This window comes from Bordetella ansorpii (assembly GCF_900078705.1).
GTDB lineage: Bacteria > Pseudomonadota > Gammaproteobacteria > Burkholderiales > Burkholderiaceae_B > Bordetella > Bordetella ansorpii_A.
In genome coordinates this window covers 225,029-238,970 of record NZ_FKIF01000008.1, presented here as the reverse complement: position 1 = coordinate 238,970, position 13,942 = coordinate 225,029, and the positions used below count along the sequence as shown (strand labels likewise).

At 64.4% G+C, this 13,942-nt stretch carries 13 protein-coding genes and 1 pseudogene; 11 read left to right on the top strand and 3 right to left on the bottom strand.

Annotated features, from left to right (window positions below):
• Window positions 1–65: 65 nt before the first annotated feature.
• Window positions 66–845, bottom strand: coding sequence for a type II toxin-antitoxin system Phd/YefM family antitoxin (locus A6745_RS21620; RefSeq protein WP_066131849.1), 780 nt, complete (start codon window positions 843–845; stop codon window positions 66–68).
• A gap of 484 nt (window positions 846–1,329) precedes the next feature.
• Here A6745_RS21620 and A6745_RS21615 point away from each other — a divergent pair, with 484 nt between their 5' ends.
• Window positions 1,330–2,184, top strand: a complete 855-nt coding sequence (locus tag A6745_RS21615; protein WP_066131846.1) for a LysR family transcriptional regulator — start codon at window positions 1,330–1,332, stop codon at window positions 2,182–2,184.
• 93 nt (window positions 2,185–2,277) lie between these two features.
• On the opposite strand, the gene A6745_RS21610 is transcribed toward A6745_RS21615, so the two are convergent.
• Complete coding sequence (locus A6745_RS21610; protein ID WP_066131843.1) at window positions 2,278–2,880, bottom strand: hypothetical protein; 603 nt, start codon at window positions 2,878–2,880, stop codon at window positions 2,278–2,280.
• A gap of 310 nt (window positions 2,881–3,190) precedes the next feature.
• Window positions 3,191–3,643, bottom strand: coding sequence for a type II secretion system protein N (locus A6745_RS21605; protein WP_066132330.1), 453 nt, complete (start codon window positions 3,641–3,643; stop codon window positions 3,191–3,193).
• Between the two features lie 147 nt (window positions 3,644–3,790).
• Here A6745_RS21605 and A6745_RS29605 point away from each other — a divergent pair.
• The 10 genes and pseudogenes from A6745_RS29605 to gspE form a co-directional block, all read left to right on the top strand.
• Window positions 3,791–3,904 (top strand): annotated as a pseudogene (locus A6745_RS29605) (prepilin-type N-terminal cleavage/methylation domain-containing protein); the annotation flags it as partial.
• Between the two features lie 9 nt (window positions 3,905–3,913).
• Window positions 3,914–4,303: a type II secretion system protein GspH gene (locus A6745_RS21600; protein ID WP_231886077.1), complete on the top strand. Its 390-nt coding sequence runs from the start codon at window positions 3,914–3,916 to the stop codon at window positions 4,301–4,303.
• 12 nt (window positions 4,304–4,315) lie between these two features.
• Window positions 4,316–4,714 carry a type II secretion system minor pseudopilin GspI gene (gspI, locus tag A6745_RS21595; RefSeq protein WP_066131837.1) on the top strand — a complete coding sequence of 133 codons (399 nt, stop codon included), beginning with the start codon at window positions 4,316–4,318 and terminating at the stop codon, window positions 4,712–4,714.
• A 21-nt stretch (window positions 4,715–4,735) separates the two neighbouring features.
• On the top strand, window positions 4,736–5,362 hold the full coding sequence (locus A6745_RS21590; protein WP_066131834.1) for a PulJ/GspJ family protein: 627 nt from the start codon (window positions 4,736–4,738) through the stop codon (window positions 5,360–5,362).
• 622 nt (window positions 5,363–5,984) lie between these two features.
• Complete coding sequence (gspG, locus tag A6745_RS21585; RefSeq protein ID WP_066132329.1) at window positions 5,985–6,434, top strand: type II secretion system major pseudopilin GspG; 450 nt, start codon at window positions 5,985–5,987, stop codon at window positions 6,432–6,434.
• A 12-nt stretch (window positions 6,435–6,446) separates the two neighbouring features.
• The gene (gene gspK, locus A6745_RS21580; RefSeq protein ID WP_156513488.1) at window positions 6,447–7,451 is read left to right on the top strand and encodes a type II secretion system minor pseudopilin GspK; all 1,005 of its coding nucleotides are present in this window, start codon (window positions 6,447–6,449) and stop codon (window positions 7,449–7,451) included.
• Window positions 7,448–8,818, top strand: coding sequence for a type II secretion system protein GspL (gene gspL, locus A6745_RS21575; protein ID WP_082853222.1), 1,371 nt, complete (start codon window positions 7,448–7,450; stop codon window positions 8,816–8,818). Before gspK ends, gspL begins: the two co-directional genes overlap by 4 nt.
• Window positions 8,815–9,582, top strand: a complete 768-nt coding sequence (gene gspM / locus A6745_RS21570; RefSeq protein ID WP_082853221.1) for a type II secretion system protein GspM — start codon at window positions 8,815–8,817, stop codon at window positions 9,580–9,582. The genes gspL and gspM overlap by 4 nt, the downstream gene beginning before the upstream one ends.
• 44 nt (window positions 9,583–9,626) lie before the next feature.
• Window positions 9,627–12,443, top strand: a complete 2,817-nt coding sequence (gspD, locus tag A6745_RS21565) for a type II secretion system secretin GspD (RefSeq protein ID WP_231886069.1) — start codon at window positions 9,627–9,629, stop codon at window positions 12,441–12,443.
• Complete coding sequence (gene gspE / locus A6745_RS21560; protein WP_082853220.1) at window positions 12,440–13,942, top strand: type II secretion system ATPase GspE; 1,503 nt, start codon at window positions 12,440–12,442, stop codon at window positions 13,940–13,942. The genes gspD and gspE overlap by 4 nt, the downstream gene beginning before the upstream one ends.

Sequence of the window (13,942 nt, the reverse complement as noted above, 5' to 3'; positions counted from 1 at the left end):
TGTCGGGACTTGGATTATCGCCCGTTATGCGGACATACACGCTCAGGTTTCAAAAAACCGATCGCTCAACGCGAGGCGACATAGCGGCCAATGACTGGCTGAAGCGAAGCGCCGTCTTTTACCGCGACCGGCGGCTGCGCCACCGCATCACAAAGACCGCTGGCGGACTTTTTCTTGGGTTTTGATTTGGATTTCGGCTTGGGCAAGGACAATAATGGACGAGACTCGGCTTGGGAGCCAGCAACACCTGACGACGTACTTTGTGTGAGGTCCGTGGTTCCCTGCTTGCGCCAGCCGTCGAGCAAGGACTCGTTGATACGCAGCTCCTTATCCGCGCAAACCGCAGGATGCGACAAGGCAAACTCGCCCAACCGCACCATGATGCGCGTTCGGCACAGTATTTGCGCGCCTCGTTCAAACTGCGGATAGGGCCACAAAGACAAACCGGAATCGATACCGACGAACTCACGGAATGCCATATTGACGCCGATCTGTCGATACAAACTCTCGAGCGATGGGATGCTGTAGAGCAATTGCAACAGCAGGGCGTGAGCGAGATACCGGGGTGAAACAGCAAGACCCAGGTCTGCCACCTCACGCCAAGGGTCATTCTCTTTGGAAAGCTGGAATTCCAACGCGTCACGCAGCAGGAACAGCGGATCGGTTGCGGGGATATAGTTCAGGTATTCACGATCGCGCTGCAACCGGGCGGGAGAAATCACATATGCACACAGTTGGCCGTTTTTGGTCACTTTTATACATTGCGCAGCCTGGACGCGATCAAGAATCTTGGATGTATCCCCATTCAACTCCGATACTGAGACCGTGTTGCAGTCCATTTTCATATGTGTCCTCTCATAGTTAGCCCGGGACGATCAGCCCCGGATTCGCATAAAGGGGGGCGGCACCTGTGGGTGCCGGCGCCAGACTGTGCGCCATGCCGGCGGAACGCGCAGAAGCGCCGCTGCCAGAAGATCGCCGTGGCGAATGTCGCGACATGGCAGATGCCCCTAATCTATTCATACGGCAAGGTCTTGTAAATTTAGAAATACTGCGACTAGTGATTACTTTCTGCTGAATCATTGCCTGTCACATACAAAACCTGTCATCTGATTGTAGTGTTCCACAACTTTCGCCATTGAACTTTCATGTCGCCCCGGCAGACTGTCATAAGCTGGCCACAGTCCCGTAAGACTCGGCCTCAGCAATAACAACGACAAAGCGGCAGTATCGACGCGGCGCCTACTAATGAGATGGATGATGAAACCAAAGCACGAAAGTTGCGGTACACAACCGTGCGCGGCCTGGGAATATAGCCGAGCCATCACGATGGACCAGTTGCGCAGTTTTCTGTCGGTCGCCGAACGGGGGAGTTTCAAGGAGGCAGCCGAAGCCGAATTCCGCTCCCCGCCGCTCGTCACGCAGCGGATCAAGAAACTAGAAAAAACGTTGGGCGTGGACCTGCTCGAGCGCAGTCGCGGCAAAGGCGCAGCCCTTACCGAAGCGGGAAAACAGTTTCTGGTGGTGGTCAGCCAAATGTTGCGCCGATTCGATTTGTCGGTGGCAGTTGCCAAACAGCCTGGGCGCGTCAGGTTGGGCTTGCCGTCCGATGCTTTCGCACGGTTGCGCCAGCTCCTGGAAACCGGCGTTACTGCGTTCTTGCCGCAATTGCAACTATCGACAGTGACCGACCTGTCAACGCACCTGTTGCGGGATTTCGAGCGTCTGGAGCTTGATGTCGTGATATTCCGGGCACTGGAAGGAACCTTACAGCGGCATGCGTCCCGGCCCTTGTACTCCGAGCCCTTGTGCTGGGTCGCCGCGCGAGAGATCCATATCGACGAGAACTGCCTGGTGCCGCTGGCCACCTTTCGTGACGGCAACCTTTTCCGCACGGCGGCGATCGATAGCTTGTCGCTGCTCGGACGGCCGTGGCGGCTCGCGTGCGTGTCGGCGGAGGTCCACATCGTCCAGGCTGCGGCGACTGCTGGAATGGGCGTGGCCGTGCTGCCTTGCAGTCTGGTCCCGGACGGCACGGTCGTGCTCGAAGAAAAGCGGCACGGCTTCCCTCCCCTGCCGGATGTGCATCTGTCGATCGCGGCACACGGCGATGTCAACCCCTTGTTTGAGCAAGTCGCCGATTTGCTCGTGCAACATTGGGGCGAGCCGCGGGCGGCTGCGTAAGAGACGGTGCCGCCCGCACGGATGATGGCCAGGCGGCCATAAAGCGGGAAGGCCGCATTGCCGCGCGCGGCGGTACGGGGTCGGGCTTGAGTCCTAGCGTCGGGCGCGATGCTGCCACACCTGCAGCAGGCCGTAGTTCAGGTGGTAGCTCTGCTCGCCCATGCGGTCGGACTCTGGCAGGCTGTCGATGGCTTGCCGCAGCAGCGTCAAGACGCTTGTGTGGTTGGGCAGCAGCTCCACGTCCACGACGAACCTGTCCTTGGCGGGCAGGCCGTCAAGCAGGAAGATGTCCCTTTTCCCGATGAACCATCGATATATCAGGTTGCCGTGGATGGCGGTGTAAAGCTGTCCGGCATCGCCTAACGAATACACCAGTTGCAGCAGTAGCGCGCGATAGAGTTCGGCAACCGGCGCGGACCATTCGCGCTCGGCTTGGACGTCGCTCAGCGTCTGCTCGCCGCCGGTATGCAGCAGATGCTCGACGGTTTCGTTCAACGAGCGCAGCGGGTGGCTCGCCGGCACCCAGTCGCCCAGATGCGTGGGCATGTTGCGGATGCTTTCGTAGGAGACGATGCAGGCGTAGGGTTTGCCGCGATTGCGAACCAGCACGTGCTCACCCTCATGCGCCCGGTGGACGTAGTAGGTTCGTTCGGTGTCCAACTGGCGTAGCCCGATGTCATGCTTGAACAGATTCACGCGCCGCTCTCCTTGTGGCGTTTTGATGCGCCGTGCTGTCTCGACGATTGGTTGTCATCCGGTCATGTTAGAGACCGCAAATGCACCGAACATGAAGCAAAGTCGAGGCACCGCTGTGCGCGATTGCGCTACGCATCAACACGGCTAAAGGCCCGTGGTTGCAGGTGATTTCCCTATGAGCACTGGCCGGCTCTCATTCCTAAAAAGAACTTTATATTCATTACATTATAGGAATGGACTGAGGCGCGCAAGCGTCAAAATGTCTCGACGAGGCGTCATAGAAAATTAACGAGGGGCGCGGCAGAGAGGATCAGTTTGACGGGACACGGACGATGCCGTCTTCAGGCCCCGCCGGCAAGGCGGGAAGCGGTAGACGCATCGCCCGGCCCGACTGCTCGAGCACGACGGCATCGGGATCGATGCGCTCGAGGACCACGCCTGCGGCCAGTTGCTCGCCCACCGCGTAGGCGCGGGGGGCGCCGTCGTTGACAGACAGCACAGCCCCGCCGCGCTGGCCGGCGACCAAGACACCGACGACCTTGACCTGGACCTTGGCGGGTCCAGGGGCGAGCCAGTTCGCGATGGCGCTGCCCTGTTCCGTGTTGCTGATCGCCGGCGGAGTGGAGGCAGGTACGGCTTGCGGCAATGGTTTGGTGATCTGGTAGGTCCAGAACACGATGCCGGTCAAGGCCAACGCGAACGCGCCGGCTCGCAGCAGACCGGGTTTGGATAGCGACGCGGAAGGGGCAAAGCGTGTCAACATGGCGGTCCCGTTGGGTGGCCAGAGCAGGCAGCAGCAGGTGCCGCCGGTGCGGCGGACCTGCCGAAAAATCACAAGACTTCAGGTCATACTGCGATCACGTTCGGTCTCTTATCATACGAGTCCTTGATTGCAAATAGGGTTGCGCCGATGCCTGCACATCGGTTTTGCTCGTCAATGCGCCGTGCCAGCCGTGACCTTCAGCGGGGCTTCTCGCTTCTTGAGGTCATGGTGGTGTTGGTCATTGTCGGCGTGGCCACGGCGTCGGTGGCCATGCGTATCCCTAGCGACTCGGGGCGTGCGCTGCGCCAGGATGCACAACGGCTGGCCAGCCAGTTCATTACCGCGCAGAACCTGGTACGCATAGATGGGCGCGTCATCGCGTGGCAGGCCGATGAGCAAGGCTATCGCTTCGTGCGCGGCGTGTGGGTTGATGTCGGCGGCGTGCCGCAAGTCTCGACCGCCGCCGGCCTGGACGACTTCGCCCGCGACGAGACATTACGGCCACGCCGCTGGGAATCGGGCGAGATCGTGGTCAAGCCGGCCGGCCCCATCGTCCTGACGGACGAATGGTTTCAAGAGGCCTGGGATCTCACGTTGTCGTCAGGCTCGGCGCATGTGGTGCTGCGTCGTACGCCAGGTGGCACCTACACGGTGCAATAGGGGGTCATTGTCATGTCTGCTAATGCACTCGTCTGCCCTACCCGCGATCGGCGCCACCAACGCGGCCTGTCCCTGATTGAAGTGCTGGTGGCGGTGGCAATCATGGCATTCGCTCTGACAGCGATCTCGCGCGCAACGGGCTTGCTGGCCGGGACCAATGACGCGGTGCGCGACCGTTCGCTCGCGCTACTCTCGGCACAAAACCGGATCGTCGAACTGCAGATCGACACCGCCCTGCCTGCGCCGGGGACTGCGCGCGCGCCCTGCCCGCAAGGCGCGCATGCCTTCACCTGCGAGACGCAGACGGTCGCACTCACTGGCGGCGCGCGCCGGGTGACCGTTCAGGTCTATCGACCGAGCCAGCCCCACCCCCGCTTGGCCACGCTGCAAGGCGTGGTCGAACCGCAGTAGACGATACGGGAGAGCAAGATCATGCCTGATCCATCGCGCTCGCCAGCCAAGCAACAGGGATTGACGCTCATTGAGGTCATGGTGGCCATGCTCATCATGTCACTCCTTTCGATCATGGCTTGGCGGGCGATCACCAACGCCATCCGCGTGAGCGAGCATCTGGATCACGCCACCATACAGGTCAATACGCTGGTGCAGGCCTTCGACCAGATGGAGCGCGACGTGGGCTGGCGCTCGACCATCGAAGTGCCCGCGCAACGCGCCACGGATGCGATCCCGGTCACCCCTTCGGTGTCCGCACTGGCGGGCTCGAGTGGTGCACTGCGGCTGGAGATCGTGCGGGCGGGTAGCCGGCCGGGCACCTGGCAGCGGGTGCAATGGTGGCGCGCCGGCTCGAGGTTGTATCGCGCAGCCGGCCCGGCTGCGGAGCACTACCCCTTACCTGCCCCCGCAGCCGCAATGGCGGCCGTGGCCGTTGAAGACATCACCAATTTTGAAGTCCGGGCTTTGATGCCGGGACGCGGCTGGGTGCGTTTGCCTGCGCCGGGCTCTTCCGAAACACCTGCCTTGGGCCTCGAGGTCGTCATCACGCAAGGGTCGGCATCCAGGCCGCTGCCCTACCGCCGGGTGTTCAGCCTGCGGGGCTGATCCCCAGACGTAAACACTCGAACCTGGCCAAATGACAGGAGATCTTGTCAAATTTTCGATATATGTGACGAGTAGGATTTGAGGTCCTTGCCGCGGTCCCGTCAGATCGCACAGCACCAGAGATCGGACAGCACGAAATCAGCATCGAGTAGGTAGGCGGTGCGGGGACCGCTTTGCTGCGGCCTTGTCGGACAGACGCCCGTGGGGGGGCGAGAGGAGTACCGCGCCGGACCGGCGTGCCGGCCCGGCGGGAAAGAAGGTGGGCTCTAGCGACCAATCTAGCGCTTGGACGTGCATGGAAGCAAAGCCTCGGATAGCGAACTATCGTCAGCCACTTCATGGCCGTAGAGCCCAATTTGGGATTCTACGCGGATATTTATGACTGTTCCGTGAAAGGAATGACGGGACAACACGGGAGTGTTGCTGCGTGAATACATGGCACGACCAGTTTCCTTCTCCTGGCCATTTCGTGTTACCGGCGCGCCGTCGGCCGGGCGGTTCTGCGAGGTCGGCCCTGATCTCAAGACATTCGTCCATGCTTCTGACATGAGCGCCGATGACCATGTCGCTAGCTACTTCTGGAGTCCATGTGATGTCAGACAGCCACCGCGCCCCTCACGCGATGCAGAGGGATCTACGCTCAAGCAGGAACCGCCAATCTCTACGCCAGCGCGGTTTCACGCTGATCGAGATCATGATCGTGGTGGTGATCATGGGAATCCTGGCGGCGCTGATCGTGCCCAACATCATGGATCGCCCCGACCAAGCGCGTGTGGTTGCAGCGCGCCAGGATATCAGTGCGCTGATGCAAGCCCTGCAGTTGTATCGGCTTGATCAAGGGCGATACCCCAGTGAGGATCAGGGCCTGCGGGCCCTGGCCGAAAAACCGCCTGGCCTGGCGGGCAACAACTGGCGCTCGTATCTGGATCGCGTGCCTAACGATCCCTGGGGCAATCCGTACCAATACGCCAATCCGGGCGAGCACGGCGAGATCGACATCTATTCTTTCGGTGCGAATGGCGAGCCCGGTGGCGAGGGCGTCGATACCGACATCGGTTCCTGGCAGTTGTAGCGGCTGCCGAGGATGAAGCTCGATCATCGGCCCGGCACCGGGCGTCACGCACAGCATTGCGCACCGCCGTCCACGCAGCGCGGCATGGCCGTGATCGTGGCGCTGCTCGCCGTCGCGGTGACTACCGTCATCGTGGCGACACTGATGCAGCGCCAAACGACTTATGTGCGTGCCGTCCAGAGCCAGCAGGTCCGTGCCGAATTGCAAGCCAGCGTGCGCGGCGGCCTGCAAAGCGCGTCCCGCCTGTTGCGTGAGGATGGCGCGCGGACGTCGCAGACACACAGCGATGGCGCCTGGGCACAGCCGATCGTCGATACGCGGCTGGCGGATGGCACGCGCACAGCGCGCCCGTTGCCGGTTTTTGTCGGACGCATTGAGGACGAGCAAGGCAAATACAACCTGCGCAACCTCATTTCAAACGGCGCATTGGATACCTACGCGGTGGACCAACTACGCAGGCTCTGCACGATGGTGGACGTGGCGCCGGAGATCGCCGATCGCATCGCGCAGCGTGTCCTCATCTCGCAGCCCGGCTCGGGCAATGATGGCGTCTCGCTGGCGGCCGAGGATGCCGATGCGCAGCGCGCCGCACAGCAAGCCCAAGCGCCCTTCCCCCGGTCGATCGATGACCTGCGCAGTGTGCAGGGCGTGGACGAGGCCGTCATCGCCAAACTGCGCCCGCACCTGACGCTGCTGCCTGGCGTGACCCTGGTCAATGCGAACACGGCCAGCGCCGAGGTGCTGGCCGTCTGGGTGCCTGGCCTGGGCCTGGAGCAGGCCAGGGGCCTGATCGCGCAGCGTAATGGCGGGCAGTGGTTTCTGAACAATGCGGACTTCGTCAACCGCTTGAACATGCAGGATCTGGCACCGAACAGCGTGCGGGTGGCGGTGCATAGCGACTGGTTCACCTTGGTCGGCGCAGCAAGGCTGAACCCGACGGCCGTCATGCCGGTGCGTGCGCTCTTTGCACGCGATGGTGCCGCCGCGCACCTTGTTTGGAGCCGGGAGGGCGCATGAAAGGGTTGCCAGCACTGCGCCTCGTCTTGCCGCCGTTGCGGGATGTCCAGCCCGATTCGGTGCTGGAGTTCGCCGCGTATAGCCGCGCAGCGCCCCCCATCGAGCGCGGACAGCAAACGTTGGCTGAACTGGGCCGGCGCTGGCCGGGCGCGAAGGTGGACGCCATCCTGCACTCGGCAGATCTGACGTTGGCGCAGATTCGTCTGCCGCCGCTGTCCGCGCAGGACAGGCGCGTGGCGGTCACCGCCGCGATCGAGCCGTTCATGCTGGGAGATCCGTCGACGACGTTGATCGGCTATGGGCCACGCGCAGCCGATGGCGGCGTCTCGGTCGGCTGGGTCGATCGGGACGATGCGCGCGCCGCGAGCCACTGTTTGCGCGAGTGCGGACTGATGCTGCGCACGCTGTGGCCAACACCGTTTTTCTTGCCCGCGCCGCACGGCGGCTGGGTGGCCTGGTGCCGAGATGACTACGTGGCCGTGCGGTCTGCCCAGGATCAAGGATTCGTGCTGCCAATCGCAGCCGACGCGGCCAAAGCACGACTGCTGGCGCAGAGTGCCCAGGAGGGACTGGCACAGATGGTTTGGATTGGCGAAGTGCCGGCATGGTGGTCAGCGCAAGGACTGATCGCCGCAACCGCCGTGCCGCTGGAGGCGTGCTGGCAGGTTCAGTCGCCACCGTGGTCGATCGGTGTGCAAACGCTGGGCGTTCAGGATGGCACGGGCGCCTCGAGCTGGTTGCGGACAACCGCCTGGGCCGCCGCGGCGGCGCTGATCTGGATTGGCGGCCTGAACATATACGCCGCGCGTCTGGATCACGCAGGCCGCACGCTCAAAAGCGATATCGCGCAGCGTGTCAAAACGGCATTTCCGAACGTGCGCACGGTCGTCGAGCCGCTGCGTCAGGCGCGGCAACAACGGGACGCGCAGCAGGTGGCCGCAGCGCAGGCAGAGGAAGCGGAATTGGCCTTCTTGTTGGAAGGCGCCCGCGAGCATATGGCATTCGCGGCCGGCCAGGTGCAACGCCTGGATTACCGTGATGGCGCGCTGGATGTGGTGTTGATGCGCGGTACGAGCGGGGCGCCGGCAGTCACGCCGGTGTCGGCGGCGAGCAGTCCGGCGCCGGGCACCGGGTCGTCGGGCAGGCGCCGTGCCAGCGACCAGCCGGCGAAGGCCGGCGAACCGGCGCAACCCGCCTGGATCGCGGCCGCCGAGCAGGCTGGGCTCGAAGTCGAACCGATTGAGCGAGGCTGGCGCTTGCGGCGCGCAGCGCCGGCGCCGCAGGCCGCGGTGCGCTCGGCAGAGGGAACGACGGGGCGGCCTGCCCAATCCGCTGCGGCCGTCACTGTGGCCAGGCGCTCGCCATGAAAATATCCACGAAAGCGCCCCGGCTCAAGCGCCCTGCCCTGCCTGCCGCGTGGCGTCAGCAGTGGGAGGCGGCAGGCGCGCAAGCGCGGGCCTGGTGGACACAGCGGGCGGCCCGTGAGAAGCGTTTATCCGTATTATGCGCGGTGATTTGCCTGGTCGCCGGCGCATGGGTGCTAGGCATCGCGCCCGCCTTGGCGCGCATCGAGCGCTGGGAAGGGGAGCTACCGCAACTGGCCGCTCAAAGCACCGAGATCGATGCGATCGTGCGCGACGCGGCACGCCATCGTGCAGACGCGGGCGCGTCGTCTGCCGTGGTCAGCGAACAGGCGCTGGCGCAGTCGCTGGATGCGGCGGGCCTGGCAAACAGCTATGTCCTGGCGCTGGCCTCGGAAAAAACCGAACCGACCGAGGCTGAAAAAACCGAGACCGAACAAACCGAAGCCGAAAAAACCAAGGCGGAACCGTCCAAAACAGCGCACGCCAACGCGCGGCCAGGGGACTGGACCATCCGGTTCACCGACGCCCCTGTACAGGCCCTGGTGCCCTGGCTGCTAGACGGCCCGCACGAGCTGGGGCTCTCCCCCCGGCGCGTGACCTTGACGCGGCCGGAGATCGAGCGCGCCAAACCGCCGGGGTTGACGGTAGTCTCGCGCGATGCCGATGAGGATTCTTCCCCTGACGCTGCGGTACGGAATCCCGAGCCTGGCCGACTCTCGGGCCTGGCCATTCTCGGCCCGCGCACACCTCCGAAGGACAAATCGTGACAAGGATCGGTCCGTTCTCTGCGCGCCGTTGTGGCCGCATCAAAATGCTGCACCTGCTGGTAATGGCAGCGCTGGCTGGCTGCGCCGCGCCGCCTGAACCGGGACCGAGACAGGCCGCGGACGATCCGGTGGCCGATCTGCAACGCAGTGCCGGGCCGCGCGTGCTGACAAGCGCTCAGGCGCAGCCCGTCAGCGATGTGCCCGAGCGCCGGGAGACTGCGCCCTCCCGGCCCGCCCGCAGCGAGGCGCCGCCGCGCGTGCGCACCGAGCCTGCGGTCCAGCCCCGCACGGCCGCGCCGACGCCCCGTCGCGATAGCACACGCGCTCAGGAAGATGAGGGCGAGCAGGTGCTGTTGAATTTCGTGGATGCGGACATTCCTGCGGTCTTGCGGGTCATGGCCGGGTTCACCAAACGCAACTTCCTGGTCGACCCGCGAGTCAAGGGCCAATTGACGCTGGTGTCCGAGGGCCGCGTCTCGGCTGGCACGGCGTATGACATGCTGCTGGCCTCCTTGCGCATGGCAGGCTTTGCGGCGGTGGACGTGGCCGGCGGCACGCGCGTCGTGCCCGAGGCGGACGCCAAGCTGCAAGGCGGGCCGGTACAGAGCAGCGCGGCCGGCCCAGGTGCCGGCCGGGATAGCGAGCCGGCGCGCGCGGGGGGCGAGATCGTCACGCGGACCTTTCGCTTGAGCTACGAGAACGCAGCCGAACTGGTCCCGGTGCTGCGCCCTATGATCGCGACCAACAACCCGATCACCGCGTCGGCCGGCAGCAACAGCCTGGTCGTGACGGACTATGCGGACAACGTGGAGCGTATCGGGCGCATCATCGCCAGCATCGACACTCCCACCTCATTGAGCACGGCGGTCGTGCGGCTGCGCCAGGGTATTGCCGTGGACATTGCCGATGTGGCCAATCAACTGCTCGACGCCCAGGCCCAAGGCGGCGAAGGCACCCAGCGCATCATCATCGTGGCCGACCCGCGCGCCAACAATGTGGTGATCCGTGCCACCAGTCCGGCGCGCGCGAAGCTGGCGCGCGACCTGGTGCTGCAACTGGATGAGGCGCAGGCCGACCCGGACACCATGCATGTGGTGTATTTGCGCAATGCGCAGGCCTCCTATCTGGCGGAGGTGCTGCGCGGCGTGCTCACGGGGGACCCAGGCAGTTCGGGCCAGGCGAGCGGGGCCGATGCCGCTGTGCGCGCGGCGCTGGGCGCGGGCGGCATGCAGTCAGGAACGAACAACGGATCGAACACGAACAGCACATCGAGCGGCACCAACAGCACGCGCAATACCAGTGGCAACACCACATCGGGGCTGGGTAGCAGCCTGCGCGGCGCTGCCGGCCAGGGCGCCACCGGAGCGGGCACGGGCACCAGCTCGAACCTGAACGGGTCCGGGCCGCTGCAGGGCTTCGCGGCCGGCGGCATGACTGTGCAGGCCGACGCGACCACCAATGCGCTCATCATCTCCGGCCCGGAGCCGATCTACCGCAGCCTGCGCAAGGTCATCGACATGCTGGATCAGCGCCGCGCGCAGGTACTGGTCGAGAGCCTGATCGTCGAAGTCAATGAGGATGACGCGGCCGAACTCGGCATCCAGTGGATGACCGGCAATGGCCGCTGGTTCGCGGGTAACCGATCTTCTTTGGGGTCGGGCATCAACGCCAGCGCCAGGACCACGCTCGATGCCGCGCCAGGTGGTCTGAGCGTGGGTCTGATCAACGGCACGGTGAACCTGCCAGGTGTGGGCGAGGTGTTGAATATCGAACTGCTGGCTCGCGCACTGCAATCGCGCAGCGGCGTGAACATCCTGTCCACGCCGAACCTGCTGACGCTAGACAATGAGGCGGCCAGCATCATGGTCGGGCGCACGCTGCCCTTTGTCAGCGGCCAGTACATCACCGATGGCGGCGGGGGCAGCAACAATCCGTTCCAGACCGTGGAGCGGGAAGACGTGGGCTTGAAGCTCAATATTCGCCCGCAGATATCGGAAGGCGGCACGGTCAAGCTGGACATCTACCAGGAGGTCAGTACGCTGGACGACGTCGCCTCGGCCAGCCTGGGCGGCGTGGTGACCAACAAGCGAGCCATCGACACGTCCGTGCTGCTCGACGATGGGCAGATCATGGTGCTGGGCGGCTTGCTCGAAGACAGTGTGCAGACCACGCGCGATGCCGTGCCGATCCTGGGCTCGATCCCAGGGCTGGGCGCCTTGTTTCGCTATGACCGGCGCAGCCGCGTCAAGACCAACTTGATGGTGTTTCTGCGACCCTACGTGGTGCGCAATGCGCAGGATGGCCGGGGCCTGACTGCCAGCCGCTACGACTACATGCGACGCGCCCAGGGCCGCGTGCAGCCGCCCGAGAACTGGGCGTTACCGGATATGGGTTCGCCCGTGCTGCCGCCGATCGGCCTGCAATCGACGCGGGACCGCCAGACCTACGACTTGCGCCCCGAGGCCGCGGCCGAGACGCTGAGCCAGCCCGGACCGGAGAGCACGAATTCCAGCACGTTTCGTCCGGGGCTGGTCAACAGCGGCGGCGAAGAGGCGCCGCAGCCGGTGCGCACGCGCCTGCCGGCCGGCCTGACCGTATCAGGCGATCCGGCCGCGTTGTACGGCAGACCGGAAGGCAATACCAATATTCTGCAATTTACCGAGGCCCGCACCGAGCAGGAAGCCGAGCAGGCCGTGCAGCGCACGCGCATCAGCGGCTTGAAGGCGTACAGCCTGACCGGTCCGGGCGGCATGGGCTACGTGGTTCGCGTGGACGTACCTCGCGATCCGCGCGCCGTCGACAACGCGGTGCAGGTGTTGCGCGAGCTGGGTTATCAGCCGGAGTTGGTGGTCGGGCCATGAGCGACGTCATCATCAACTCCCCTACCGCCGACGACGCGAGCGCCGAGGATTCGGCATCGACACGCCGGCCGCTGCCGTATGCGTGGGCACGCGCCAACCGTCTCCTACTGCGCTGGGACGAGCAGAACCGGCCCGAGCTGCTGATCAGTCCGCAGACGCCGGGCTGGGCCATCACCGAGGCCTTGCGCCGCCCGATTCGGCCAGAGGCCACGAACGTGCGAGAAATCGACGACCAGGAACTCGAAGGGCTGTTGGCGAGCGCGTATGCCGAGACCAACGACGCGGCATCGGTGGTTGGCGAGGCGCAGAACGATGTGGATCTGGACCGGCTGATGCAGGATGTGCCGGAGGTGACGGACCTGCTGGACGCGCAGGACGATGCGCCGGTAATCCGCATGATGAATGCGCTCTTTACCCAGGCCGCGCGTGAGGGGGCCAGCGACATCCATATCGAGCCCTACGAGGTGCATTCGGTGGTGCGCTACCGCGTGGATGGCACGTTGCGTGAGGTGGTGCGGCCGCGCAAAGCGCTACACGCGGCCTTGATCTCGCGCATCAAGATCATGGCGCACCTGGACATTGCCGAAAAACGCTTGCCGCAAGACGGGCGTATCGCACTGCGTGTGGGCGGGCGCCCGATCGACATCCGGGTCTCGACCGTACCCACTGGACATGGCGAATGCGCGGTGCTGCGCCTGCTGGACAAAGAAGCCGGTCGCTTGAAGCTGGAACGGCTGGGCATGGACCCGACGCTACTCACGCGCCTGGACGCGATGGTGCATATGCCGCACGGCATCGTTCTGGTCACAGGGCCGACCGGCAGCGGCAAAACGACCACGCTGTACGCGGCGCTGGGCCAGTTGGACGCTGCCACCAACAAGATCATGACGGTGGAAGATCCGGTGGAATACGACCTGCCTGGCATCAGCCAGATCCAGGTGAACAGCGAAATCGGTCTGACATTTGCCGAGGCGCTTCGATCCATTCTGCGCCAGGACCCGGATGTCATCATGATCGGCGAGATCCGCGACTTGGAGACCGCGCAGATAGCAGTGCAGGCCTCCTTGACCGGGCACTTGGTGCTGGCCACGCTGCACACCAATGATTCGGTCGCTGCGGTCACCCGGCTCATCGACATGGGCGTGCAGCCGTTTCTGCTGGCTTCGACCTTGTTGGGCGTGCTGGGGCAGCGCCTGATCCGTTGCCTGTGTCCGGTGTGCCGCCGACAGGTGACGCTGCCCACTGGCCGTGTCGTCTATGAGCCGGTGGGCTGCGCGGAATGCGATAACCAGGGCTATCGCAAGCGCACCGGCGTGCATGAACTGTTCACGGTGGATGCGGGGGTTCAGGCGCTGATCCACGAACAAGTCTCCGAGCAGGCGCTACGCGCGGCCGCCATCAAGGCGGGGCTGCGCACGATGTACCAGGACGGCCAGCGCTGGGTCGACAGCGGAGTCACGTCGCTGGAAGAACTGGTGCGCGTGACGGGCGAGGACTGA

Coding starts and splice junctions, on each gene's coding strand:
- A6745_RS21620 (WP_066131849.1), bottom strand. CDS start 845: ATGAAAATGGACTGCAACACGGTCTCAGTATCGGAGTTGAATGGGGAT.
- A6745_RS21615 (WP_066131846.1), top strand. CDS start 1,330: ATGGACCAGTTGCGCAGTTTTCTGTCGGTCGCCGAACGGGGGAGTTTC.
- A6745_RS21605 (WP_066132330.1), bottom strand. CDS start 3,643: ATGTTGACACGCTTTGCCCCTTCCGCGTCGCTATCCAAACCCGGTCTG.
- A6745_RS21600 (WP_231886077.1), top strand. CDS start 3,914: ATGCGTATCCCTAGCGACTCGGGGCGTGCGCTGCGCCAGGATGCACAA.
- gspI (WP_066131837.1), top strand. CDS start 4,316: ATGTCTGCTAATGCACTCGTCTGCCCTACCCGCGATCGGCGCCACCAA.
- A6745_RS21590 (WP_066131834.1), top strand. CDS start 4,736: ATGCCTGATCCATCGCGCTCGCCAGCCAAGCAACAGGGATTGACGCTC.
- gspG (WP_066132329.1), top strand. CDS start 5,985: ATGCAGAGGGATCTACGCTCAAGCAGGAACCGCCAATCTCTACGCCAG.
- gspK (WP_156513488.1), top strand. CDS start 6,447: ATGAAGCTCGATCATCGGCCCGGCACCGGGCGTCACGCACAGCATTGC.
- gspL (WP_082853222.1), top strand. CDS start 7,448: ATGAAAGGGTTGCCAGCACTGCGCCTCGTCTTGCCGCCGTTGCGGGAT.
- gspM (WP_082853221.1), top strand. CDS start 8,815: ATGAAAATATCCACGAAAGCGCCCCGGCTCAAGCGCCCTGCCCTGCCT.
- gspD (WP_231886069.1), top strand. CDS start 9,627: ATGCTGCACCTGCTGGTAATGGCAGCGCTGGCTGGCTGCGCCGCGCCG.
- gspE (WP_082853220.1), top strand. CDS start 12,440: ATGAGCGACGTCATCATCAACTCCCCTACCGCCGACGACGCGAGCGCC.